27 protein-coding genes and 1 pseudogene are annotated in these 23,562 nt (G+C 73.3%); 19 read left to right on the plus strand and 9 right to left on the minus strand.

Translation table 11 applies throughout. The features are described from left to right. Positions 1-25: 25 nt before the first annotated feature. Positions 26-1,483, minus strand: coding sequence for a NupC/NupG family nucleoside CNT transporter (locus RBL05_RS08260; protein WP_308739914.1), 1,458 nt, complete (start codon positions 1,481-1,483; stop codon positions 26-28). 79 nt (positions 1,484-1,562) lie between these two features. On the opposite strand from RBL05_RS08260, the gene RBL05_RS08265 reads away from it, so the two are divergent. The 5 genes and pseudogenes from RBL05_RS08265 to RBL05_RS08285 form a co-directional block, all read left to right on the plus strand. Continuing rightward, on the plus strand, positions 1,563-2,072 hold the full coding sequence (locus tag RBL05_RS08265; protein ID WP_308739913.1) for an ArsR/SmtB family transcription factor: 510 nt from the start codon (positions 1,563-1,565) through the stop codon (positions 2,070-2,072). Between the two features lie 81 nt (positions 2,073-2,153). Next, positions 2,154-3,296 (plus strand): FecCD family ABC transporter permease, encoded by a 1,143-nt coding sequence (locus RBL05_RS08270; protein WP_308739912.1) that lies wholly within the window; start codon positions 2,154-2,156, stop codon positions 3,294-3,296. A 27-nt stretch (positions 3,297-3,323) separates the two neighbouring features. Beyond that, complete coding sequence (locus RBL05_RS08275) at positions 3,324-4,403, plus strand: ABC transporter substrate-binding protein (protein WP_308739911.1); 1,080 nt, start codon at positions 3,324-3,326, stop codon at positions 4,401-4,403. Next, positions 4,400-5,200, plus strand: coding sequence for an ABC transporter ATP-binding protein (locus tag RBL05_RS08280; RefSeq protein ID WP_308739910.1), 801 nt, complete (start codon positions 4,400-4,402; stop codon positions 5,198-5,200). The genes RBL05_RS08275 and RBL05_RS08280 overlap by 4 nt, the downstream gene beginning before the upstream one ends. Before the next feature lie 84 nt (positions 5,201-5,284). Next, positions 5,285-5,689 (plus strand): annotated as a pseudogene (locus tag RBL05_RS08285) (class I SAM-dependent methyltransferase); the annotation flags it as partial. A 418-nt stretch (positions 5,690-6,107) separates the two neighbouring features. Here RBL05_RS08285 and RBL05_RS08290 read toward each other — a convergent pair. Beyond that, positions 6,108-6,857, minus strand: a complete 750-nt coding sequence (locus RBL05_RS08290; protein WP_308739908.1) for a TolB family protein — start codon at positions 6,855-6,857, stop codon at positions 6,108-6,110. A 340-nt stretch (positions 6,858-7,197) separates the two neighbouring features. After that, positions 7,198-7,683: a pyridoxamine 5'-phosphate oxidase family protein gene (locus tag RBL05_RS08295; protein WP_010550703.1), complete on the minus strand. Its 486-nt coding sequence runs from the start codon at positions 7,681-7,683 to the stop codon at positions 7,198-7,200. Between the two features lie 269 nt (positions 7,684-7,952). Here RBL05_RS08295 and RBL05_RS08300 point away from each other — a divergent pair, with 269 nt between their 5' ends. The 3 genes from RBL05_RS08300 to RBL05_RS08310 are packed head-to-tail and all read left to right on the plus strand — an operon-like array spanning position 7,953 to position 12,299. Then, positions 7,953-9,020 (plus strand): pyridoxal-phosphate dependent enzyme, encoded by a 1,068-nt coding sequence (locus RBL05_RS08300; RefSeq protein ID WP_308739907.1) that lies wholly within the window; start codon positions 7,953-7,955, stop codon positions 9,018-9,020. After that, complete coding sequence (locus RBL05_RS08305; RefSeq protein WP_308739906.1) at positions 9,013-10,773, plus strand: FAD/NAD(P)-binding protein; 1,761 nt, start codon at positions 9,013-9,015, stop codon at positions 10,771-10,773. The genes RBL05_RS08300 and RBL05_RS08305 overlap by 8 nt, the downstream gene beginning before the upstream one ends. Continuing rightward, complete coding sequence (locus tag RBL05_RS08310; protein ID WP_308739905.1) at positions 10,770-12,299, plus strand: alanine racemase; 1,530 nt, start codon at positions 10,770-10,772, stop codon at positions 12,297-12,299. Before RBL05_RS08305 ends, RBL05_RS08310 begins: the two co-directional genes overlap by 4 nt. A 124-nt stretch (positions 12,300-12,423) precedes the next feature. On the opposite strand, the gene RBL05_RS08315 is transcribed toward RBL05_RS08310, so the two are convergent. Further along, positions 12,424-13,326, minus strand: coding sequence for a helix-turn-helix domain-containing protein (locus RBL05_RS08315; protein WP_308739904.1), 903 nt, complete (start codon positions 13,324-13,326; stop codon positions 12,424-12,426). A 137-nt stretch (positions 13,327-13,463) separates the two neighbouring features. On the opposite strand from RBL05_RS08315, the gene RBL05_RS08320 reads away from it, so the two are divergent. Then, positions 13,464-14,486, plus strand: coding sequence for a zinc-dependent alcohol dehydrogenase family protein (locus RBL05_RS08320; protein ID WP_308739903.1), 1,023 nt, complete (start codon positions 13,464-13,466; stop codon positions 14,484-14,486). A 75-nt stretch (positions 14,487-14,561) separates the two neighbouring features. Here the strand turns inward: RBL05_RS08320 and RBL05_RS08325 are convergent, their stop codons facing one another. Further along, on the minus strand, positions 14,562-15,620 hold the full coding sequence (locus RBL05_RS08325) for an NAD(P)/FAD-dependent oxidoreductase (RefSeq protein ID WP_308739902.1): 1,059 nt from the start codon (positions 15,618-15,620) through the stop codon (positions 14,562-14,564). Positions 15,621-15,712: 92 nt separating this feature from the next. Here RBL05_RS08325 and RBL05_RS08330 point away from each other — a divergent pair, with 92 nt between their 5' ends. The 10 genes from RBL05_RS08330 to ykgO all read left to right on the plus strand — a co-directional run bounded on the left by RBL05_RS08330 (position 15,713) and on the right by ykgO (position 19,980). Beyond that, positions 15,713-16,291 (plus strand): helix-turn-helix domain-containing protein, encoded by a 579-nt coding sequence (locus RBL05_RS08330; RefSeq protein WP_308739901.1) that lies wholly within the window; start codon positions 15,713-15,715, stop codon positions 16,289-16,291. 349 nt (positions 16,292-16,640) lie between these two features. Continuing rightward, positions 16,641-16,886, plus strand: a complete 246-nt coding sequence (locus RBL05_RS08335; protein ID WP_308739900.1) for a hypothetical protein — start codon at positions 16,641-16,643, stop codon at positions 16,884-16,886. Positions 16,887-17,018: 132 nt separating this feature from the next. Beyond that, positions 17,019-17,291, plus strand: coding sequence for a type B 50S ribosomal protein L31 (locus RBL05_RS08340; protein ID WP_308739899.1), 273 nt, complete (start codon positions 17,019-17,021; stop codon positions 17,289-17,291). A gap of 289 nt (positions 17,292-17,580) precedes the next feature. Then, the gene (locus RBL05_RS08345) at positions 17,581-18,429 is read left to right on the plus strand and encodes a PrsW family intramembrane metalloprotease (RefSeq protein ID WP_263312102.1); all 849 of its coding nucleotides are present in this window, start codon (positions 17,581-17,583) and stop codon (positions 18,427-18,429) included. Positions 18,430-18,538: 109 nt separating this feature from the next. Next, entirely contained in the window at positions 18,539-18,808 is a 270-nt protein-coding gene (locus RBL05_RS08350) for a hypothetical protein (protein WP_263312101.1), read from the plus strand. An 84-nt stretch (positions 18,809-18,892) separates the two neighbouring features. Then, positions 18,893-19,078 carry a 50S ribosomal protein L28 gene (rpmB, locus tag RBL05_RS08355; RefSeq protein WP_263312100.1) on the plus strand — a complete coding sequence of 62 codons (186 nt, stop codon included), beginning with the start codon at positions 18,893-18,895 and terminating at the stop codon, positions 19,076-19,078. A 13-nt stretch (positions 19,079-19,091) separates the two neighbouring features. Next, positions 19,092-19,259 carry a 50S ribosomal protein L33 gene (rpmG, locus tag RBL05_RS08360; protein WP_308739898.1) on the plus strand — a complete coding sequence of 56 codons (168 nt, stop codon included), beginning with the start codon at positions 19,092-19,094 and terminating at the stop codon, positions 19,257-19,259. Further along, a complete protein-coding gene (gene rpsN / locus RBL05_RS08365; RefSeq protein WP_308739897.1) occupies positions 19,259-19,564 on the plus strand; it encodes a 30S ribosomal protein S14 in 306 nt (101 codons plus the stop codon). The genes rpmG and rpsN overlap by 1 nt, the downstream gene beginning before the upstream one ends. A gap of 42 nt (positions 19,565-19,606) precedes the next feature. Next, on the plus strand, positions 19,607-19,858 hold the full coding sequence (locus tag RBL05_RS08370) for a type B 50S ribosomal protein L31 (protein WP_263312097.1): 252 nt from the start codon (positions 19,607-19,609) through the stop codon (positions 19,856-19,858). Next, positions 19,855-19,980 carry a type B 50S ribosomal protein L36 gene (gene ykgO, locus RBL05_RS08375; RefSeq protein WP_308741193.1) on the plus strand — a complete coding sequence of 42 codons (126 nt, stop codon included), beginning with the start codon at positions 19,855-19,857 and terminating at the stop codon, positions 19,978-19,980. The genes RBL05_RS08370 and ykgO overlap by 4 nt, the downstream gene beginning before the upstream one ends. Here the strand turns inward: ykgO and RBL05_RS08380 are convergent. The 4 genes from RBL05_RS08380 to RBL05_RS08395 all read right to left on the minus strand — a co-directional run bounded on the left by RBL05_RS08380 (position 19,958) and on the right by RBL05_RS08395 (position 23,423). Further along, complete coding sequence (locus RBL05_RS08380) at positions 19,958-20,083, minus strand: hypothetical protein (protein WP_318604302.1); 126 nt, start codon at positions 20,081-20,083, stop codon at positions 19,958-19,960. The two genes, ykgO and RBL05_RS08380, sit on opposite strands and share 23 nt — an antisense overlap. A 121-nt stretch (positions 20,084-20,204) precedes the next feature. After that, positions 20,205-21,380 carry a Gfo/Idh/MocA family protein gene (locus tag RBL05_RS08385; protein ID WP_308739896.1) on the minus strand — a complete coding sequence of 392 codons (1,176 nt, stop codon included), beginning with the start codon at positions 21,378-21,380 and terminating at the stop codon, positions 20,205-20,207. A gap of 224 nt (positions 21,381-21,604) precedes the next feature. Continuing rightward, positions 21,605-21,991 carry a hypothetical protein gene (locus RBL05_RS08390; protein WP_318604303.1) on the minus strand — a complete coding sequence of 129 codons (387 nt, stop codon included), beginning with the start codon at positions 21,989-21,991 and terminating at the stop codon, positions 21,605-21,607. Between the two features lie 43 nt (positions 21,992-22,034). Next, positions 22,035-23,423, minus strand: a complete 1,389-nt coding sequence (locus RBL05_RS08395) for a serpin family protein (RefSeq protein WP_308739894.1) — start codon at positions 23,421-23,423, stop codon at positions 22,035-22,037. Positions 23,424-23,562: the final 139 nt, after the last annotated feature.

Genomic DNA, 23,562 nt, shown 5'->3' on the forward strand with positions numbered 1-23,562 from the left:
CATCGACGCCGACGGCCGACGGCGATCAGCCGAGCATGATCCCCGCGATCGTGGCGCTCATCAGGTTCGCGAGCGTGCCCGCGAGGATCGCCTTCAGGCCGAGCTGGGCGATCTCGGGGCGACGCTCGGGGGCGAGGCCGCCGAGGCCGCCCAGCAGGATCCCCAGCGAGGAGAGGTTCGCGAAGCCGGTGAGCGCGAAGCTCGTGATCGCGGCGGTCTTGGGGCTGAACGTGTCGATCTCGGGGCCGAAGCCGGCGAAGGCCACGAACTCGTTGACCACGATCTTCTGCCCCACGAAGCTGCCCGAGGCGACGGCCTCGTCCAGCGGCACCCCGATCATCACCATGATCGGTGCGAACACCCAGCCGAGGATCTGCTGGAAGGTGAGGTCGTCGGCGCCGAACCAGCCGCCGACCGTGCCGATCAGCAGGTTGATCAGCGCGATCAGGGAGATGAAGGCGAGCAGCATCGCGCCCACGGTCAGGGCGAGCCGCAGCCCGTCGGCCGCTCCGCCGGCGGCGGCGTCGATGACGTTGCTGTAGGAGAGGGTGTCCTCCTCCTTCTCGTCGTCCTCCGCCGACGTCGCGGCCGAGGAGGTGCCCCCGGTGGGGGCGGGCACGCCGGACGGCGCGGCGGCGGCGGAGCTCACGGCGGGGTCGACGGCGGTCGCGGAGATCGGCGCGGTCCCCTCGGCCGCGGCAGTCCCGGCCCCCGCAGCGGTGCCGCCGGCCGCGGCGGTCGCGTCGGCCGACGGCGCCATGGCCTTGCCCTTCCTGCGGGTGGTCGCGGCGACCAGCTCCGCCTCGCGGGCGACGGCCTCGGGATCGTCCTCGGGCAGGAGGATCTTGGCCATCAGCAGGGCGCCGGGAGCGGCCATGAAGCTCGCGGCGATCAGGTACTCCAGCGGGGCGCCGAGCAGGGAATAGCCCACCAGCACGGAGCCCGCGACGGTGGAGAGACCGCCCACCATCACCGCGAACAGGCCCGAGCGGGAGAGGCTGCCGAGATAGGGGCGGATGACCAGGGGCGCCTCGGTCTGCCCCAGGAAGATGTTCGCGGCCGTGTTCACGGACTCGCCGTAGCCGGTGCCGAGCAGCCTGCCGAGGGCGCCGCCGAGCAGCTGGACGATCCACGGCAGGATCCGCCAGTGGTAGAGCACCGCGGTGAGCGAGGCGAAGAAGATGATCACCGGCAGCACCTGCAGCGCGAAGATCGTCCCCTCGCCCTCGGCCGGCAGCAGCCCGCCGAAGAGGAAGGAGATGCCCTCGGAGGAGGTGTCGATGACCGCCTGGAATCCGGCGCTCACCTGCTGCAGCGCCCATCGGCCGGGGCCCCAGTACAGGACGATCACCCCCAGCACGAGCTGCAGCGCGAAGGCTCCCACGACGGTGCGCGGGCGGATGGCACGGCGGTTGCTGGACAGGGCGAAGGCGATGAGCAGGAGGCCTGCCATCCCTCCGGTGCCCCAGAGGACGTCGAGCATCGCAGCACCTCGCAGAGAGTCGGGGACAGGGGCGCGGTCGACGGCGACAGTGTAGGGGGCGCCCGGTACCGTGTGCGCCATGAGCCCCGGCCGCCCCGCCCACGTGCGGACCTCCTCCGAGGTCCTCGACGACGAGCAGCTGGTCGAGGAGCTGCGCAGACTGCTCGCCGAGGAGGACGGCTTCGGCGAGCTCGCCGCGCGCATGGCGCTGCTGGCCGACGAGCGTCGCCTGCGGATCCTGTTCTGCCTGCACGCCCATCCCCTGATCCGCAGCTCGGACCTCGCCCGGGCGATCGGAGCGCACGAGTCCACCACCTCCCACGCCCTCGCGCTGCTGCGGGAGGCCGGCTGGGTGCATGCCGTGCGGACCGGGCGCGTGGTGCGCTACGAGCTCGCGAGCGGCTTCGCCCACGACCTGCTGCACGAGCTCGGCTCCAGGCACCTCGACGACGTCGACCACCCGCACCACCGCGCGCACGCCGGGCACCCCGGGCACGACGGGCACCATGGCCACGACGGGCCCGATGGGCACCACGCGCCCGGCGGACCGAGCGCGGACGACGGCTCCGGTCGGCGCACCGGCGCCTGACGCCGCACGCCGCTCAGCGAGCCCGGGCAACCGCGGGCACGGCCAGCCCGGTCCCCCCTCAATACTTGTAGGCTCGTGCAAGTGACGTCCTCTGTCCCTGCCTCGGCGACCCCGGCGAACGCGCCGTCCGGCATCTTGCCGGCCGCCCGCCACGCGACCGGCCGTGCTCCCGATGCGCTCGGGGTCCGCTCGCGCGCCCGGCGGTCCGCGCTGCTCCTCGCCGTGCTGGCCGTCGCGAGCCTGGCGAGCATCGTGCTGTGCGTCGGGATCGGCCCGGTGCCGATCCCCTCGGGGACGACCGTGCAGGTCATCGCGCACCATCTGGGACTGCCCGGCCCGGTGGCCCGGGAGGCCTCGGTCGACTCGATCGTCTGGGACGTGCGCGTGCCGCGGGTGCTGATGGGGGCCGCCGTCGGCGCCTGCCTCGCGCTCTCCGGCGCGGCGCTGCAGGCGATGGTGCGCAACATGCTCGCCGACCCGTACATCCTCGGCGTCTCCGGCGGCGCCTCCACCGGGGCCGCGGCCGCGATCCTCTTCGGCGTCGGCGCGGCGCTGGGGGACTACGCGCAGTCGGTGCTCGCCTTCCTCGGCGCGCTCGGCGCGGCGCTGCTGGTGTTCCTCATCGCCCGGGCCGGCGGCCGTGTCACCTCGCTGCGCCTGCTGCTCTCCGGCGTCGCGGTCGGCTATGCGCTCACGGCGCTGACGAACCTGCTGATCTTCTCCTCCGACTCCGCCGAGGGCTCCCGCTCGGTGGTGTTCTGGATGCTCGGCTCCCTCTCCCTCGCCCGCTGGAACGCCTTCCTGTGGGTCGCGCTGATCGCGGCGGTGCTCGGCGTGATCGTGCTCCTCGCGGGCGCCCGCGTGCTCGATGCGCTGAGCGCCGGCGACGAGATCGCCCACGGCCTCGGGATCCACCCCGACCGCGCCCGCGTCGGCTTCCTGCTGGTCGTCTCGCTGTGCACCGCCGCCGCGGTCGCGGGCGCAGGATCGATCGGCTTCGTGGGCCTGGTGATCCCGCACCTCGCCCGCCGCCTCGTCGGTGCCCGCCACCGCGTGCTGATCCCCGCCTCCGCGCTGCTGGGCGGGCTGTTCCTGCTCTGGGCCGATGCCTTCGCCCGCGTGGTCATGCAGCCGCGCGAGCTGCCGATCGGCGTGCTCACCGCCGCGATAGGCGCCCCCTTCCTGCTGATCCTCGTGCGCCGGCTCCACGCCCGGCAGCGCTGACCCCTCTCCCCCGCTCGAAGGAGCACGATGCCTCGCACGTCCCTCCCCCAGGCCGACGCCCCCGGGCCCGTCGGCCACGGCCCCAGGTCCGCGCCGCTGCGTCGCCGCACCCTGATGGCAGGTCTGTTCGGCGCCGTCGGCCTCACCGCCGCCTGCGGCTCCTCGGACGGGAGCACGGGCGACGGAGGCTCCGACGGCGGGGGCGGATCGGCGGAGGGCTTCCCGCTCGAGCTCGCGAACTGCGAGGCGACGCTCACCTTCGACGCCCCGCCCGAGCGGATCGTGCTGCTGGAGTCGGCGCCGGTGACGACGCTGGACGGCATCGGGGTGCTGGACCGGGTGGTCTCGCGAGCCGGGGCCTTCCCGCCCGGCTGCTACGACGAGGACCTCGCCGCACGCATCGGGGCGATCCCGACGCTCAGTGACGAGATCGACGCCTCCGGTCATCTGCAGATCTCCCAGGAGATGGTGATCGCGCAGGAGCCCGATATCGTCTTCGGCCTGCCGGACGGCGTCACGCGTGAGGCGATGGCGGATGCGGGCGCGCAGGTCGTGGTGCAGAACGTCTACTGCGCGACCGGGGGGCACCGCTCGAGCTTCGAGACGCTGCGCGAGCAGATCGACGCCTACGGGCGGATCTTCGACCGCGGCGAGCAGGCCGAGCAGCTCTCCACCTCCCTGCAGGAGCGGATCGATGCCGTCTCCGAGTCCGCGAAGGACCTCGCCACCGCCACCGCCGCTGTGCTCTATCCCTCCGTGGGCGGCGGGCCTCTGTACGCCTACGGCGCCGCCTCGATGGTGACCGCGCAGCTGGACTCCCTCGGGATCGAGAACGTCTTCGCCGACACCGAGGAGCGCGTGTTCGAGATCAGCGCCGAGCCGCTGCTGGCCGCCGACCCGGACGTGCTGATCGTGCTCCACCAGACCAATGGTGACGGCTCGGACGTCGCCGAGGAGATGATCTCCGAGGACCAGCTGGGCAGCCTCCGCGCCGTGCAGGACCGGGCGCTGCTGCCGCTGCTGTTCAACTTCGCCGAGCCCGCCTCCCCGCTGGTCGTCGACGGGCTCGAGCGGATCCACGAGTGGCTCGTGGAGCTCGAGGGATGACCGGGCCGGGGCTTGCCGCGCCCGTGCTGTCCGCGCACGGGCTGCGCCACTCCTACGGCGCCTCGCCCGTGCTCGACGGGATCGATCTCGAGGTGCACGACGGGGAGGTGCTCGGCCTCGTAGGCCCCAACGGCAGCGGGAAGACCACCGCGCTGCGGATCCTGCACCGCTCGCTGGTGCCGGAGGCCGGGCAGGTGCTGCTGGACGGCCGCGATCTCGCCGAGCTGCCTGGCCGCGAGCGCGCCCGGTCGATCGCGGTGATGGCGCAGGAGCTCAGCGGCGAGGTGCCCCTGACCGTCGCCGATGTGGTGCTGCTGGGCAGGATCCCGCACTCCGGCGCGTTCGGAGGGACCGGCGAGGCGGACCTCGAGATCGCGACCGAGGCCCTGGAGAGCTCCGGCGCCCTGCATCTGGCGCGACGGGAGTTCGGCCTGCTCTCCGGCGGGGAGAAGCAGCGGGTGCTGATCGCCCGCGCCCTCGCCCAGCAGCCCCGTGTGCTGCTGATGGACGAGCCGACGAACCACCTCGACATCGGCTCCCAGCACCATGTGCTCGAGGTGGTGCGCGCGCGGGGTCTCGCGACCGTGGTGGTGCTGCACGACCTGAACCTCGCCGCCCGCTACTGCGACCGCGTGACCGTGCTGGACGGGGGCCGGGCGCGCGCCGAGGGCCCGCCCGCCGAGGCGCTCGAGGTGGGGCTCGTCGGCGCGACCTACGCCGTCGCCGCCGAACGGGCTCTCGCCGCCGACGGCACCACCCAGTTCCTCTTCCGCGGCCCGGACGACGGCCACCGCTGACCCGTCGGCCCCATCTCTCCGACGACCACCGCCCTGGCACCCCCGGGGCGCCGCAGCTGACCGACCACCCCTGGAGCCGCCCCGATGACCCGCACCGCCGCCGAGGACCAGCAGGCCTGGAACCGCTACTGGACCCGCTGGGCCGCCGAGTACGACGAGCACCAGCTCTCGCGCCTCTCCCTGCCCGGCGAGCGCGAGGCCTGGTCGAGGGCCTTCGGCGATACGCTGCCGCCCGGCACGCGCGAGGTGCTCGACCTCGGCACGGGCAGCGGGAACGTCGCCCTGCTCCTCGCGGCCGACGGATACGACGTCACCGGCATCGACCTCTCCTCCGGGATGCTCGCGCAGGCGCGCGCGAAGGTCGAGAGCCATCCGCACCCTCCGACCTTCCTGGAGGCCGACGCCGCGGATCCGCCGTTCCCGCGCGGCAGCATGGATGCGATCGTCTCCCGCTATCTGCTGTGGACGCTGCGGGACGCCCCCACGGCGCTGCGGCGCTGGCACGAGCTGCTGCGCCCGGGCGGCGTGCTGGTCGCGGTCGACGGGCAGTGGTTCGAGCCCGAGGACGACGGGGGTGCGGCGTCAGCGACCGCGCGCCAGGAGCACTTCGCCGAGGCCTACGACAAGGCGGCCGTTGACCACCTCGACTTCGCCCGCGCCGGGGGGAGCGGATCTGCACGGTCTGGGAGGAGGCGGGCTTCGTCGACGTGCGCGCGGACCCGCTGCCCGAGCTGCTGGAGCTCGACCGCACCCACGGCGTGGCACCTGGGCACTCCCCGCAGCTGCTGCACCGCTTCTCCGCGCGCCGAGCAGGCTGAGCACCGCTCACGCCCTTCCGGACCCCGAACGACATCGTTCACCTGCCACCACTGTGCGCCACACACCTTGATGCTCTGCCCGTCGGGGATCAGTCCGCCGGGGACCAGTCCGCCCGTGGATGATCGAGGCAGACCACGCGGAGGGAGTCCGGGGACCAGCAGTGCCCGCCCGCGGCCCCCGGCACGCCGCGGAGACGGGCGAGATCGCGCCCTCCCGACCCGTCGACCGCACACAGCCGCAGGAGCGGGTCGGCACCGCCGGCACCCTGCTCCCCCGGCGGGTGGCTGACGTAGGCGACCAGCCGGCCGTCCGGGGAGACCTGCGGGAGGCGGTTCACGCGCTCGTCGTGGGTGAGCTGCTCGATCCCGGTGCCGTCGGGTCGCATGCGGAACAGCTGCGCATGTCCCGGCACGGCGGGGTCGCTCTCCGCGTCGACGACGACCCAGCCGCCGCCGTGCGCTTCGCCCGGCGGGTCAGGGGCCGCTCCGCGATCGCGACCGCGGTCGGCCGGAGCGGCCGGGACCCCTCCGGCGCCGGGGACGCGGACGACCCGCGGGGGGATCCAGGTGCCGTCCGCGAGCCGGCACGCGCCGACGCGGGTGAGGACGACCTCGTCGAGCCCGCCCCCTGCGGCCCCGGTCGCTCCGTCGACGGGGTCCGCCGGGGCCGGGGCGGGGCCGAGCCGCTGCGGCTCCCCTCCCCCGACGGGGATGCCCCACTGCGTGCCGCCTGCGTTCACGATCAACGTCTCTCCCCCGCCGGGCCAGCTCACGGACTCGAGGAGCAGCTCGGAGGACTCGTAGACGACGGTGGCGCGGCCGGTCTCGACGTCGAGCACCCGGAGCCGGGAGCGCTGGCCCGGAACGCGGGACGAGGGGACCGGGTGTCGCGCCTCATGGCCGGGACTTGCCGGGCCATGCGTCGACGCCATGCCGTCCGAGCCATCAGCCATGGCGCCTCCCTCGTCGTCGAGCCTGAAGGCCCGCATGCTATGCCCGGCCCCGGGGACGAGAGCAGGTATCCGACCGGTCGGACCGGCGGGGCGATCACTGCTCGGGCTCCCGGCGGTCGTGCGCGGACCGCCCGATGGCTCGGGGTGGGGCCGCCCGGGCCGAACACCCCGCCGCCCGTGTCGACACCTCCCGCTCCGAGGACGCCACGGCTCGGTCTCTCAGCGCTCAGAGATCTGTGGTCGCGGTGCCGCCGGCAGGTCGGTCACCGGTCAGTCGCGCCCTCACGATCTGTGCGACCGCGGCGACCTTCCCACCCGGCACGCCCCAGTACTGCGCGGAGTCCCCGGAGAACCGCAGCAGGCCCAGGTTCTCGTCCTCGGGACCTTCCGGGAAGTAGGCCTCGGCTGCATCGGTCCAGAGAGCCCGGATCCGAGCGCGGTCGTCCTCGAAAACGGCCTTCCCGGCCACCGAGAGCCAGGTCCCTCCCTCTGCCACCGCGAGGTTCACGGCCGATCCCTGCCTCAGCGCCTCGGCATGCCCGCTGTCGAGGCCCACGAAGAACAGCACGTCCACGTCGTCGCTCACCTCCTGGATCGTCATCGGATGGGAGACCAGCGCACCGTCTCGGAGCGCGGTGGTCAGCATGACCAGCTCCGTCCCTCGCAGGATGCGCACGACGTCGCTCTGCCCGAATTCCTCGATGCCGTTCATTGCGTTCCTTCCGTTCGTGGTGGCTGCGCCATCGCGGCCGTTCACCGCATGACGACTCGCGACCACTGCAACGTACCCATCTCCGCGACGGGAGGAGGGATGCCGACCGTTCGGTTCCTCGCCGACTCCTCGCGATACCGGTTCGTCGTGCGTCCCGCCACCGCTCCGAGCTGGGTCGATGCAGTGTCCGGGGGGTGCCGCCCGATCCGGTGGAGCGCACCTGGCCGAAAGAGCGCTCGGTCGGTGCGAGGTGCCGTAACGTGCAGCGAATGAGCACCACACTCGAAGGCTCCGGCGCGTGGCACCCTCAGACGACGGGCCGCGAGTCGATCGCGGTCGGGGTCTCCGCCGCGATCGGCCGCACGCCGCTGGTCCGCCTGGACCGGCTCTTCCCGGAGTCCGGCATCGAGATCCTCGCCAAGCTGGAATCCGCCAATCCGGGAGGCAGCACCAAGGACCGGCCTGCGCTGGCGATGGTGCGCGATGCCGTGGCCTCGGGCAGACTGCGCCCAGGCGGCACGGTCGTCGAGTCCAGCTCGGGGAATCTCGGTGTGGCCCTGGCGCGAGTGTGCCTGGAGCACGCTGTGCGCTTCGTCTGCGTGGTCGACTCGCGCACGAACGGAACCGCCGTCGCGGCGATCCGGGCCCTCGGAGGACGCATCGAGATGGTGACGGACCCCGATCCGGAGACCGGCGACCTCCTCACGGCTCGACTGCGTCGCGTCGAACGACTCCTCTCGGAGATCCCGGGGGCCGTGAACCTCCACCAGTACGGCAACCCTGCGAACCCGGCCGCCCATGAGGACGGGACCATGCGGGAGATCGCCGAAGCCACCGGTCACCGGCTCGACGTGCTGATGGCCGCGGTGAGCACCACCGGCACCCTCGCCGGATGCAGCGCCTACCTCCGACGCACCTCGATGGACACGACCACGGTCGCCGTGGACGCGGAAGGGAGCGTGCTGTTCGGAGGGACCGCAGCCCCTCGCCCTCTGCCCGGTCTCGGCGCCGGAGTGGTCACGGACATCTCCCGCACGGTCGACCCGGATCGAGTCATCCGCGTCAGCGGGCTCGACTGCGTGGTCGGCGCGCGACTTCTCGCCGAGCGCGAGGGCATCCTCGCCGGCGCCTCGACGGGAGGCATCGTGCACGCGCTGGGAACCCTCGTGTCGGACCTCGCCCCTGGGAGCCGGGTCGCCCTGATCGTCCACGACAGCGGCGTCCCCTACCTCGGCACCGTCTACGACGACAGCTGGGTGCGCACGACGCTGCACGCCGGTCCCTCCGACATCGCCACCGCGACCACGGCCCTGCGGACCCTCGCCCGCCGTGGTTGAGGGCGCTCCGGCGAGCGATCGGCCGCTCTCCCTGGCCGTCGTCGGCGACGGCCCCAAGGCGCTGTTCGCGCTCGAGGAGCTGTGCGCCCAGCTCAGCGACGCCGCATGCCACGACTCCCTCCGAGCCCTCGAGATCACCGTGGTCGCTCCGGGTCCGGTCGAGGGGACCGGCGCCGCCTATGACGTCACCCAGCCGCACTCCCTGCGACTCAACGTCGACGCCGCTCTGCTGGACGTCCCGGCGACCGGGACGAGCCCGTCGTTCCGCGACTGGCTCGCCGCAGCGCATCCCACCCTCGTCTCCGCGACCTACCCGCCGCGCGCCGTGGTCGGCGAGTACCTCCATGCGCGGTGGCGCCGGGTGCTGGCGGACATGGCCCGGACCGGGGTGACGGCGAGGACCGTGAGCGATCGCGCGGTGTCGCTCCGGCGCACGGCCGGGGCTTGGGAGATCGTGACCGCGAGCCACGGCGCGCTCCCGCCGGTGGAGGAGATCCTGCTCGCCACCGGACATGCCGCGGAACACTCCGGTGCCCTGGCCCGCACCTGGTCCTCGACCATCCCGCTGCGTCCGGCGGTGCTGCCCGCCGCGGAGATGCTGGGTTCTCATGACGTCCCGCCCGGCGCGCGGGTGGCGCTGCGCGGCAGCGCCCTGACGTTCATCGACGCCGCCCTCGTGCTCACCCTCGAGCGCGGCGGGCGCTTCACCCCGCGCGCCGACGGCGTCCCCGGCCTCGTCCACCGGCGCGGCTCCGAGGAGCCGCTGGTCCTCCTGCCCACGGCGCGCCACGGCCGCCTCCTGGACGCGAAGCCCGACCCTCGGCTCCCCTTGCCGGCCGGGCTGAGCCGTGCCGTCGCCGAGGGAGTTCGACGCCTGGGCCCCACCGAACGGACCGACGTCGGCCCCGACGCCGTGATCGACCTCGTCCTGGACGTCGCCACGGCCGCCCTCGCTGCGACGGGGGCGGATCCCCACTTCGGGCGAGAGGCGGTCGAAGGCGCACTGGCCTCGGGATCCGACCCGGATCTGCACCGCGGACCGGGCCGCGCCGAGGACGCCCTGCGACGGAGCGTGGAGATCGGCCGAGGCGGACGGGCCCCCGGCCCCGCATGGATCCTCGGACGCGTCTGGGCGGGGCTCTACCGCCCCCTCACGCTCGCGGTCCGCGGTTCCGCGGCCCCCGCCGAGGAATGGGCTCGCTTCCGTCGGGCCTCCCAGGTGCTCGAGAGGTTCGCGTTCGGCCCTCCCCTCGAGGTCGCGGAGATGCTGCTGGCCATGATCGGGTCCGGGGCGCTGGACCTCTCCTGGGTGGATGCCGGGACCCGGATCACGGCGTCGGGAGTCGAGGGCGCCCCGTCCGGTCACGCCCCGCCGGACGTCGTGGTCGATGCCGTGCTGGCGCCGCCGGGGATCGTGGGGATCCTCGACCCGCTCTCGCGAGCATTGGTGGAACAGGGGCTGGTGGAGGTGCGACCGGCACGCCGCGGCGCGGCCGTGGACCACGACGGCACTGCGCTCGCCGGGGGCCGTCCCGGCGGCCGGAGCCAGCGGCAGGAGGGTCTCGCCCTGCTCGGGCGCCCGACGGAGGACCACGTCATCGGGCACGACACCCTGAACCGGCACCTCCACGACGAGCCGCGTCTCTGGGCGGCGCGGATCATCTCGAGACTGCGTCGCACCGACGCCGAGCCCTCGGCCCCTCCCTGCCCGACCACGACCACCACCCCCGAGCGGAGAATCGGTTCGCGATGACCAGACCTGCCCTCTCTTCCTCGACCGCTGCGGACCCCACCGCCGATCATCCGCCGGGCGACACCGAGGCCCTGCGACGCCGCTGCGGCGGGCTCCCCCCGCTCAGCGGCCGTCTCGAGCCGTGGATGCGAGAGCTGCTGGCGGATCGTCGAGCCTGCTCCGCACTGATCGAGGAGTACGGCAGCCCGGTGAACGTCCACGAGTTCTCGGCCCTGGCCCGCAACGCCTCCGAGCTGGAGTCCGCGGCCGCCCGTCACGGCGTGCCGCTGAGGATCTTCGTCGCGCGCAAGGCGAACAAGACCCTGGGCCTGGTCGAGTCCGCGAGACGCGCCGGTCACGGGGTGGACGTCGGGAGCCACCGGGAGCTGTCCCAGGTGCTCGACCAGGGGTACGCGCCCGAGGACGTCGTGGTGACCGCCGCTGTGAAGCCACCGGAGCTGCTGCGCCTCGCCCGCGACACCGGTGTCGTGCTGGTGCTCGACAACCTCGACGAGGCCGAGGCTTTCCTGCAGGTCGCAGCGGAGAACACGACCGGTGGGCCGCAGCCGGTCGCGCTCCGCCTCGCCCCGACCCCGGCCAGCGGCGTCGCCCCCACACGGTTCGGGGAGTCCGCGGCGACCTGGCAGCGCTGGGCCGATCACGCCCGGACCTCCGCCGCCGACCTCAGGATCGACGGAGTCCATTTCCATCTCCACGGCTATGCCGCGCAGCACCGCGCCCTGGCCCTCGACGAGGCGCTCCGTCTCGGCGATGCGCTCCGCGACCTCGGCCACGACCTTCGGTTCATCGACATCGGCGGGGGTGTCCCGATGTCCTATCTCGACGACGCCGGTCAGTGGGACGCGTTCTGGACAGCGCACGATGCGTCGACGAGCGACCGCGTCGACGCGGTCACGTGGCGCGGGGAGCCCCTGCGCCAGGTCTATCCGTACCACCAGGAACCGGTGCGCGGGGAGTGGCTCGAACAGGTGCTGGGCACACGGCTCTCCACCGGGGAGACCGCAGCCGTCGCGCTGAGGGAGCGGGGCCTGGAGCTGCGCTGCGAACCCGGCAGGTCGCTGCTCGACGGATGCGGCCTGACGCTGTCCCGCGTCGTGCAGCGCACCACGACGAGCGATGGGGTGCCGCTCGTCGGGCTCGAGATGAATCGGACCCAGTGCCGGTCCACGTCGGACGACTTCCTCGTCGATCCGCTGCTGGTCCCCGGGGACGGTCCACGCTCTGCGCCGCTGCACGCGTTCGTCGTCGGGGCGTACTGCATCGAGGCGGAGCTGATCCTGCGTCGACGACTCGACTTCCCGCAGGGTGTCGCGATCGGTGACCTCCTCGCCTTCCCGAACACTGCCGGGTACCTGATGCACATCCTCGAGAGCGCGTCCCACCAGATCCCGCTGGCCTCGAACGTCGTCCTCGGTCCCCGAGGCCCCCGCCGCGACGCCATCGATGCCGTCTCGCCGCTGCGGCCCTGGGTGCAGGAGCCCGCCCCCGCAGCCGAGCGGGCATCCGGATCCGCCGCGGCCGACTGACTCGTCACGCGGCGCGGCTCAGCGGCCGGCCGGTGACTCTTCACGCCGGCCGCCGGGGCGGATGCCGTACTCGCAGGTGAGCGCGCCGCTGACGCTAGGACGCTCGAGGAGCCCACCTGGCGGGCTACGCCTCCTGCTCGTCCCGCGCAGGCCGCGGATCCTGCTCCGATGCCGCCCAGCTCGCGAGCAGGCGCAGCCGCTCGGCGCTGGTCGAGCCGGGCTCGGCGGTGTAGACGAGCATGACCCGGCCGGGCTCGGCGGTCACCGCCAGCTCCTCGTAGGCGAGCTCGACCTCTCCCACCACGGGGTGGACGAAGCGCTTGGTGCCCGCGCCGTGCGTGCGCACGTCGTGCGCGCCCCAGAGCCGCCGGAAGGTCTCCGAACGGGTGGACAGCTCTCCCACCAGCTCCTGCATCACGGGGTCGTGGGGATCGCGCCCGGCCTCGGCGCGCATGATCCCCACGCACATCTCGGCGAACCACTCCCAGTCCGGGTAGAAGTCTCGCGAGGCGGGATCGAGGAACTGGAAGCGGGCGAGGTTCGGCACCCGCCCGCCGGCACCCTCCTCGCCCAGCAGTGGGGAGTAGAAGGCGCGGCCCAGCGCGTTGACCGCGACCATGTTCTGGTGCTGGTCGCGCACGAAGGCGATCGCCCCGGTCAGCGAGTCCATCATCCAGCGGGTGCTCTCCCGGACGGGCGCGACCCCGCAGCTGCGGGGCCTGCGGGCCCGGCCCGAGGTGGGGATCCCATCGGCCGCGCGGGCGAGGTCGAGCAGGTGGCGGCGCTCGGTCTCGTCCATCCGCAGCGCGGTGGCGAGCGCGTCGAGCACCGCGGCGGAGGCGCCGGCGATCGCGCCACGCTCGAGCTTCGCGTAGTACTCGACGCTCACCCCGGCGAGCTCCGCGACCTCGCTGCGGCGCAGCCCCGGCACGCGGCGGGCGCCCGCGGCGTGCAGCCCCACCTCCTGCGGCGTCACCTTCGCGCGGCGCGACATGAGGAACTCGCGCACCTCGGCTCTGTTGTCCATGGGGTCAGGGTAGGCCGCACCGCCCTGACGCGTCCCGTGCGAGGGGCGCCCTGTCGGTACACCCCCTGCCAGGGACTCCCCCACGCTCCGAGCAGGGCATGGAATGGACCGCGTCCCGATCAGAAGGAGAACACCCCATGCGCGCAGTCATCATGCACGCCCCCGGCGACGTCCGTGTCGAGGACCGCGAGGACCCGCGGATCATCGAGCCGACCGACGCCGTCATCCGCCTCGCCGCCACCTGCATCTGCGGCTCCGACCTCTGGCCCTACCGCGGCGCCGACGCCCCCGACCACCAGCACATGGGCCACGAGTACGTGGGCGTGGTCGAAGAGGTCGGCTCCGCGGTCGAGACCCTCAAGGTGGGCGACTTCGTGGTCGGCTCCTTCGTGATCTCCTGCGGGAAGCGCGAGATCTGCCGCGAGGGCCATCCCTCCCGCTGCGTGCACGCGATCTTCGTGGACGGGCAGATCGGCACCCAGGCCGAGAAGGCCCGGATCCCCTTCGCCGACGGCACCCTGGTCAAGACCCCCGGCATGCCCGACCCGGAGCTGATCCCCTCGCTGCTGGCCGCCTCCGACGTGCTGGGCACCGGCTGGTTCGCGGCCGACGCCGCCGGTGCCGGACCCGGCCGGACCGTCGCCGTGGTCGGCGACGGGGCGGTGGGCCTGATGGGCGTGCTGGCCGCCCGGCAGATGGGCGCCGAGCGGATCATCGTCTTCAGCCGCCACCCCGAGCGGCAGGCCCTGGCCCGCGAGTACGGCGCCACCGACATCATCGAGGCCCGCGGCGACGAGGGCGTCGCGGCGCTGAAGGAGCTCACCGGCGGGCTCGGCGCGCACTCCACGATCGAAGCCGTCGGCACCCAGGAGTCGATGATGCAGGCGATCCGCGCCACGCGCCCCGGCGGCGCGGTGGGCTTCGTGGGCGTCTCCCACGACGTGCAGATCCCCGGGGACGAGCTGTTCTTCTCCGCGGTCCGTCTCCACGGGGGCCCGGCGCCGGTGCGCCGCTACCTGCCCGAGCTGATCGACCTGATCTGGCGTCGCGAGATCGATCCGGGGAAGGTCTTCGACCTCACGCTCCCGCTGGAGGACGCGGCCGAGGGCTACGCCGCGATGGACGAGCGCCGCGCGACGAAGGTGCTGCTCACGCTCTGAGCGGCAGGGGGCCAGGCGCGGCGACAGGACGGCCTCCCGTCGCCGCTCCAGGCCGTCACGCCGCGGCCGGCGCCCTCAGCCCTGCAGGACGAGCGCGGCGACCGCCGCGTCGGCGTCGGCAATGACGAGCGCGCCGTGCAGCTGCGCGCCGGCGAGCGCCCCGGCCGCGGCGGACGCCCCGACCTGCGCGGTGGGGTCCGCGGCGTTCCCGGCGACCCACACGCCGGGCACCTCGGTGGAGCCGGCCTGGCCGGTGGCGACCTTCTGCCCCATCCCGGCGGGCAGCTCCTCGAGGGCGAGCCCGAGGCCGTCCAGCCCGTCCAGGCGCGGGGTCATCCGGGTGCCGGCCGCGAGCACGGAGCGCGCGACCACCTCGCCGCGCGCGAGGCGGACCCCGTCGATCCCGCCGTCGGGCCCGGCGAGGACCTCCTGGATCGCGGTCTCGTGCACGGTGACGCCGAGCGCGGCGAAGCGCTCGCGGGCGACGGGATCGAACTCCACACCTGCGGCGAAGACCTCGACGTCCTCGCTCAGCGCACGGAACAGCAGGGCGAGGTGCGCGTGGGAGGGCAGGCTCGCGATCACGCCGATCGCCTGGTCGCGCACCTCGTAGCCGTGGCAGAAGGGGCAGTGGACGAGGTCGTGGCCCCAGTGCTCGGCGAGGCCGGGGATCTGCGGGAGCTCATCGCGTATGCCGGTGGCGACCAGGACCCGGCGGGCGGTGAGGGCGCGCCCGTCGGCCAGGGTGATCTCGAAGCGCAGATCGCCTTCGGCCGACGGCTCGACGGCGCGGGCGGAGGCGACCTCGCCGCGGACGACGAGCCCTCCGTACTGCCGCACCTCGGCCCGGCCGCGGGCGAGGTACTCCCCGGGCGCCGTGCCCTCGTTGCCGAGCAGGCCGTGGATCCCCTCGGCGGGGGCGTGGCGCGGGTGGCCTGCGTCGAGGACGACGACGCTGCGGCGGGAGCGGGCGAGCATGAGCGCGCCGTTCAGCCCGGCGGCGCCGCCGCCGATCACGACGGCGTCGACGAGGGCCTCGGGCAGCGGGTCGGAGTGCGCCGGGTCGGCGGCGAGCGGGCTGGTCTCCGTCGGCTCGGGCCGGGAAGGGGCGGCGTGCTGGTCATGGCCGGTCATGGCAGGGGTCCTCTCGGTCGGGTGCTGCGCCCCTCGGCGGGGCGATGACTCCACCCTGGACCGACTTGCCCTGCCTGCATACACTCTTGCTCATGTCGCAAGGAACGGCGGAGCTCGACGACCTGGTGCGCAAGAGGCTGCGTGCGCTGCGTCTCGCGCAGGGGCTCACGCTCGACGACCTCGCCAGGCGCACCCACCTGAGCGCCTCGACGCTCTCGCGGATCGAGAGCGGCGGACGGCGCCTGGCCCTCGATCAGCTGGTGGACCTCTCGCGCGCCCTGGACACCAGCCTCGACGAGCTCGTGGCGATGCAGAGCGAGCAGGTCGTCTCGAACCCGGTGAAGGACCACGGCATGGACGCGCTGCGCTGGCAGATGCGCCGCGCTCCCGACACCGTGATCCTGCGCCGACGGGTCGTGGACCCGCCGCCGGATCCCGCACGGATGCGCGCCCACACCGGCCAGGAGTGGCTGGTGGTGCTCTCGGGGACGCTGATCCTGCAGCTCGGCGCTCAGCGCCATCGCATCACCCAGGACCAGTCCGCCGAGTTCGACACCCTGGTCCCCCACGCCTTCGGCGCCGAGGGCGGTCCGGCCGACGTGCTGCTGATCGTGGATCGGGCCGCCGGGCGCGGCCACCACGACGAGGCGCGGGCCGACGGCAGGTCGTGACACACTGGGTGACGCACCCGCGGGAATAAACCCCTGGACATCCCCGTTGATGACCCCGTAGCGTGCAGAGCTCCGGACGACGGCCCCAGCCGTCGTCGGATGTGCGAGCCTCCCGGCCGGACCCGCCACGACGGCGGCGCCCCGGCCCTCGCACCGCGTGTAGCGCGAGCAGCCCGCCCCAGCGGGCGCCGCGAGCACCCCGCCATGGCGCAGCGGCATCGACAGCCCTGCGCAGCGGGACACGGATACCTCGCTCCGCCCCGGCGGAGCTGCCGCACGCACACCCACCCGGCACCGTGCCGGGCACAGACATCACGTCGGCCGCGAGCCGACCTCGAAGGAGAACCACATGACCGACCACCGACAGCACCATCGACCTCAGCCCCATCTCGTCGTCTTCCGCGACCAGAGCGCCGGGCTGCGCTACCTCTCCCGCTCCACTCGCACCTCGGAGCACTCGACCACCTGGGAGGACGGGAACATCTACCCCGTCATCGAGGTGGACCTCTCCTCCGCCGCGCATCTGGAGCGCACCGGAGGCCGTGCCGTGCAGGAGGAGCAGTCCCGACGCACTCTCGTCGGCACCTCCGCCTGACCCTGCGCGGCGCCCGTCGCTTCACGACGGCGGGCGCTGCGACCAGCCGCGACAGACGGCCGGGCCGCGCGGGAATACGTGAACCCCCAGCGTCGTTGACCCTTCAGTCATCGACACGGTGAGGAGAACGCCATGCAGAAGAACATCCACCCTCAGTACCGACCCGTCGTGTTCCGGGACCGGAGCGCCGGGGAATCCTTCCTGACCAACTCGACCCGCACCTCGGACAACACCGTGACCTGGGAGGACGGCCGGGAGTACCCCGTGATCGACGTCGAGGTCTCCTCGGCCTCGCATCCGTTCTGGACCGGTCGCGGCACCGTGCTGGACACCGCCGGGCGCGTCGAGCGCTTCCGCCGCCGCTACGGCGACAAGGTGCTGCCGGCGAGGACCGCGACCGCCTGAGAGCGCCTGCGCCGCCCCGACGGGCGGCGCACACGCACACGTTGAGAGCCGTGATCCGGCGCCGACGAGCGAGCTCGTCCGGCCCGGGTCACGGCTCTCGTCGTCGGCGGGACGCGCCGCCGGCGCCGGCTCGGCGTCGGAGTCGTGCGCACCAGCGCCTCGATGAGGAGTGACCGAGCAGACGATGCCGTCGCCTCCCCGCGGGGGCATACTGTCCTCGACGCCGCCGCGATGACGACGCCTCACCTCGGGTGAGCACGAGCGAGCCCGCCGGATGAAGGAGCGGGCGATGACCGCACAGTTCCCCGTCACACAGGGGCCAGCACCTCGGACCCCGGCCCCGCACGCCCCGGCCCGCTACCCCTGGCACCTGCGCCTCTCCTGGCTGCTGGTGCTGGCGGGCGGGCTGCTCGGCTATGTCACGACCTTCGTGATCATGCTCCTCACCGGCAACCCGATCCTGCTGCCGACGGTGCTGCTGGTGGGCGCGGCGACGATCCCCGTGACCGTGCTGCTGCTCGCGCAGTCCACCCGCAGCGGCCCCGTCGTCCCCGGACGGATCGTGCTGGTCACGGTCGCGGCGAGCGGCCTGTTCGGCATCTGCGCGGCCGGCCTCGAGGAGCGGATCGCGGGCGCCGTGCTCGGCGGCGCCTCGATCCTGCTGGTCGGGGTGATCGAGGAGTCCGCGAAGCTCGTGGTGCCGCTGATCGTGCTCGCGCTCGCCCATCGCGCGACCCGCGGCGGCGGGCTCGTGATCGGCATCGCGGCCGGCACGGGCTTCGCGGTGCTCGAGACGATGGGCTACGGCTTCGGGGCGCTGCTGTCCAGGGGCGGCGGGCTCGGCGCACTCGATGCGACGCTCGTGCTGCGCGGGGTGCTGGTCCCGGCCGGGCACGTGGCCTGGACGGGCGCGGTGTGCGCGGCGCTGTGGTTCCTGGTCGAGACGCCTCATAAGGCCCGGGGGGCGCTCGCCCTGGTGGTCGCCCTTCTCGGAGCGGTCGTGCTGCACACGGCCTGGGACGCGACCGGCAGCCCCGTGCTGCGTATCGTGGTGGCGGCGGTGAGCGTGGGCGCGCTGCTCACCCTCGTGGTCCTCACCCACCGCAGCCACGCCCGACGCACCGTCACGGCAGCCTGAGCACGCCCGCCGCCCCTCTCACACCCTGGCGTCCCGCTCCCCGAGCCAGGGTGCGAGGGGGTCCTCGGCGCCGAGCCACGGCGCGAGGCCTCGCGCCCACTCCTGCGGGGTGGGCGAGGTCGACCAGCTCGTGCTCGCGCACCCCGCCGGCCGCGACGACGAGGCGTCGCAGCGCGGAGGAGTCCTCGACGACCTCGTAGCGCAGGGCGAGGAGTCCCTCGGCGTCCAGGAGGAGGCTCGCCACCAGGGCGTCGCGCAGCACCTCGTCGAGCGCCGTGACGATCGCGACAGGGCGGGAATGCTGAGCCCCCGGGAGCGGTTGGGGGAGACGGGCTTCGAGGAGCGGCTCGCGGGCATGGGTTCTGCACTTCCTGCTTGACGATAACCATTCTCATTACTAGTATCGCTGCCCATGTCCCAGCGCTGTCAAGTCACCGGAGCGGTTCCCCGCTTCGGGTAGTCCGTGTCCCATTCGCACCGCCGCACCTCGCGGCGCTTCGACCCCGACGTGCAGACGAAGAGGTTCTTCGTTTCGTCGCTCGGTCGCACCGTGCGCCTGCGCGTCTCCACCCGGGGACTGCGCACCATCGACCGCCGCGGGATCGAGGCGGTCGTCGCCGAGATCCGCGCCCGCGGAGAGAAGATCTGAGAGGAAACCCCTTATGGCCAGGAAGAACGACATCCGAGGCGTGATCGAGATGCGCTCCACCGCCGGCACCGGATTCACGTACATGACCACCAAGAACCGTCGGAACACCCCCGACCGGCTCGTCGCGCGGAAGTTCGACCCCCGGATGCGCGAGGTCGTCGAGTTCCGCGAGGAGCGCTGATGGCGAAGACCTCGAAGATCGCCGCCGACGCACGGCGCCGCGGGACCGTGGCCCGATACGCCGAGCAGCGTGCGGCCTTGAAGTGCACGATCAAGGACAAGCAGGCGACGACCGCGGAGAAGGTGCTCGCCCAGCGGGCGCTGCAGCGCCTGCCGCGCGATGCGAGCCCCACCCGACTGCGCAACCGCGATGCGATCGACGGCCGTCCGCGCGGGTTCCTGCGCACGTTCGGGCTCTCCCGGGTGCGCTTCCGCCAGGCCGCCCATCGCGGCGAGCTGCCGGGCGTGACGAAGTCCAGCTGGTGAGCTCCGGCTCGCCCCACCCCATCCTCTGAAGGAGGACATCCCATGAAGCCGTCCATCCATCCCGACTACCGGCCCGTCGTCTTCCGCGACGCGAGCGCCGACTTCTCCTTCCTCACCCGCTCCACAGCCACCTCGGAGCGCACCATCACCTGGACCGATGGCCAGGAGTACCCGGTCATCGACGTGGAGGTCTCCTCCGCCTCGCACCCCTTCTACACGGGGCAGTCGAAGGTGCTGGACACCGCCGGTCGCGTGGAGCGCTTCCGCCGCCGCTACGGGCAGGGGACGCGCTGAAGGTCCGCTCCTCGCTCCGCTCCCTCGCCGCCCGCCCCGGCGCCCAGGTGCTGCGCCGCCGCGGCCGGCTCTACGTGATCAACAAGGAGGAGCCCCGCTTCAAGGGGCGACAGAAGGGGTGAGGCAAGACTCCGCGAGCGCCTCGGCCATCCGGGGCGCGAGCCGCTCGGCCATCACCCGGTAGCCCTCGGGCGTGGGGTGCAGCTGGTCGCCGAGCAGGTGCATCTCCTGCGCTGTGATGACCTCGGTCCCGTCGACGACCGTGAGCAGCGGGTCCTCGGCCGCGAGCAGCTCCGCGCCCTGATGGACGATCTCCGCAGGCGGCTTGCACCGGGACCGCGCGACCTCAGACCTGTCCGCCGTCGAAGTACTCCCTGATCTCGTCCGCCACCGGCGGCACCTCGAGCGGCACGCCGCCGGAGCGGATCGACTCCGCGCCGCGCACCCCGGTCGCCACCGCCTCGCGAGCCGCGATCACGGAGACCTCGGTGCGGCCGCCGCTACGGGCGAAGCGCAGGAACTCGGCGACGAGGCTCGGGTCGGCGCCGCCGTGGCCGCCCTCGGCGCGGGCGATCACCACGACGTCATCGGGCCTGCCCGGTCCCGAGCGGCGCGAGGTCCAGAGGTGGATCTGGTCGCCGGCGCCGTCGCCCATGTTCTCGATCCGTCCGGCGTCCCCGATCACGGTGTAGTTCCGCCAGTAGTCGGGGGTGAAGTGGCACTGCTGGTAGGAGGCGAGAACGCCGTTGTCCAGCGTCATCTGCAGCATCGAGATGTCCTCGACGTCGACGACGGGGTTGAGCTCCTTCTGCGCGGTGGACGGCCAGATGTCCTCGTCGTACCACTCCCCCATGCGGCGGTCCGAGTTGTCGCGGCGGTCGGTGATGTCGCCGTAGACCGCGAGGTCGCCGATGCCGGAGACGCGGCGGGTGGCGCCGCCGGCGAGCCAGTGGATCACGTCGATGTCGTGGGCACCCTTCTGCAGCAGCAGGCTCATGGCCTTCTCGCGCTCGGCGTGCCAGTCCTTGAAGTAGAAGTCGCCGCCGGCACCCACGAAGTGACGGCACCAGATCGCCCGCACCCTGCCGATCCGGCCGGAGTCGACGATCGCCTTCATCTGCCGCACCACCGGCATGTGCCGCATGTTGTGGCCGATGTACAGCCGGGCCCGCTTCTCCTTCGCGAGCTCGAGCATCCCGTCGGCGTCCTCGAGGGAGATCGCCATCGGCTTCTCGCAGAAGGTGGGGATCCCGGCGGCGAGGGTCTGCCGCGCGATGCCGGCGTGCGCGAAGTCGGGGGCGAGGATCATCACCGCGTCGACCTCGTGCTCGGCCAGCAGCTCCTCGAAGGAGCGGGCGGTCGCCACGTCCTCGCCGAAGCGCTCGCGGGCGAGATCACGGCCGCGCTCGGCCGGGTCGGCGACGGCGGTGACGCGGGAGCCCTCACCGGGGCGGTGGGCATGGGACGCGAGATCGGAGCGGGCACCCATGCCGATCACGCCGATGCGCAGGTCAGTGGTCATGGAATTCAGTCCTCCTCGATGGCGGGGACGGCGCGGGCGGCGCACTCGACGCGGTGCTCCTCGGCGAGCGCGGCGGACTTCGTCGTCGGCCCTCTCCGCGGTGAATCGGTTTTCGCCAGTCTGTCAGCCGACGAGCGCCTGCGCGAACCGGCCCGCCCACGGGCACGCCGACGGACGGCCCGTGCTGTTCAGCGCTGTCCCGAGGATGGTCTCGGGCAGCACATTCAGCCCTGCCCGGTCAGGAACGCGCGCATCTGCGCCTCGCGTTCCTCGCGCAGACGGCGCGCCCATCCCGGGTACAGGAACCCCGGAAGCGGCAGCGGGGCGATCAGGAAGTACAGGGCGGGGACCGCCAGCACCACCATCCCCGCGATCGCGAGCAGGCGGAGCACGGTCCACTGATGGGGTGCGGCGACCACCGCGAGGCAGACCAGCAGCGCCCCGACAGTCGGCATCCCGAGCAGCACCACCCGTTCTTCCATCCAGTTCTCCGAGAGCGGGTTCATCCAGCGACGCATCGCCGCCGGCCATCCTGCACGCAGCCAGAGCCCGAGGCCGATCATGAGCAGGCCCACCAGGCCGACGACAAGGGGCACCACCAGGTCGTTCATGGGCGACATCCTCGCAGATAGGGAGGAGGACGACGGCCCGCCCTCACCTGGTCTGCCGCGGATCCCCGATCCAGCCGGCGACCAGCGGCGCGCGGGTCGAGCGCTCATAGGCCACGAACAGGAACGGCCGGTCCAGGACGAGCTCCTTCGGCTCGACGGGGGCGGCGGTCGTGCCGGCGATCGCCGCGGTAGCGGCCGCGGCCTCCATGCCCACCTCGTCGACCGTGATCACGGCCTTCTGCAGGATCTCGGTGATCATCAGGTCCTCCTCAGCGGTGATGCCGGAGAGGTCCGCCGCCGCGGAGAACACCTCGGTCATCCCGAGCCCCTCCAACACCGCCACCAGGGAGGAGTCCCAGGCGATGTCGAAGGACGGCACGGCGAGGTCCACCTGCTCCGAGGAGTCCTCGAGCCCGTCGAGCAGCCCGCCGAGGCCCGCCGCGGACGTTCCTGCCACCTCGGCCCAGGCGTCCATCGTTTCGCCGATGCCGTCGGCGGGCTGGACCAGCGCGAGGGCGAGCTCGCCGCCGGCGGCCTCGAGCGCGGTGGCGCGGCACACCGAGTCCTCGAACCAGGCGGAGGTGCTGCCGTGGAGCAGCTCGACGGAGAGCTCCTCGCCCTCGTCGGTGGTGAAGGTGCCGCCGCGCCGCTCGAGCGGGCTGCGCCAGGCCGCCTTGAGGTGCAGGGCGTTCACGAGCACGGCCCGGGTGCGGTCGGAGAGCGCCCCGTCGGGCACGAGCTCCGCGATGAGGTCGTTCGTCTGCGCGAGCACCCAGTCGTTGATCCGTTCGCGGCCCTCCTCGCGCGCCGCCTCGTCGAGGAAGTCGACCTCGAAGACGCCGCTGCCGAACCATTCGGCGAGCCCGTCGAGGAAGCCCTGCTCGACCTGCATGCCCTCCTGCAGCCAGGTGCTGCTGACGAGGGAGGCGACGGCGGGCTCCGGCCCCTCGGGGTCGTCCTCCTCCCGGGCCGCGTCCCCCACGGCGGCGAGCACCGCGGAGAGCGTGTTGGCAGTGGTGGCGAGCTCCTCGACCGTGCCGCCGAGCACCTCCTCCATCTGGGCGAGCGTGTCCCCCGCCGCGCCCAGCGCGGCCATGGTCAGCACGGTCTGCGCCGAGAGCGGGGAGCAGACAGCGTTGACCGGCTCGCGATCGATGCCGGCGAGCAGGCGGGCGGTGAAGGGGACGACGCGCCGGCCGATCCCGTCGGCCTCGGCCGGCTTCCGGCGCGGCAGCTCGGAGACGAGGTCCGGCTCCATGTCGTCACCGACGATCCCCTCGAGCACGCCGCAGCCCGACAGCCCGGCCCCGGCCAGGGGCAGCGCCGCCGCCGCGGCGAGGACGGAGCGCCGCCGCGGCGGGGAAGGGAGCCGGTCCGCGGTCGGCGCGGGGCGTCGGGCAGGGACGGGGGCAGGGCCGCGGGAGGAGCTCATCACTCCATCCAAGAGCACCCGGAGCCGTCCCGCCACCGGATTCCGAAAGCGGGCGGGCTCGGGCGGCGCCGAGGACGCACGCCGCCGCGCCACGGTCCCGGCGGCGCTGCGTACGGGCGCTCGGCAGCACGACGTGGCA

This window comes from Brachybacterium sp. GU-2 (genome assembly GCF_030866705.2).
Classification (GTDB): domain Bacteria; phylum Actinomycetota; class Actinomycetes; order Actinomycetales; family Dermabacteraceae; genus Brachybacterium; species Brachybacterium conglomeratum.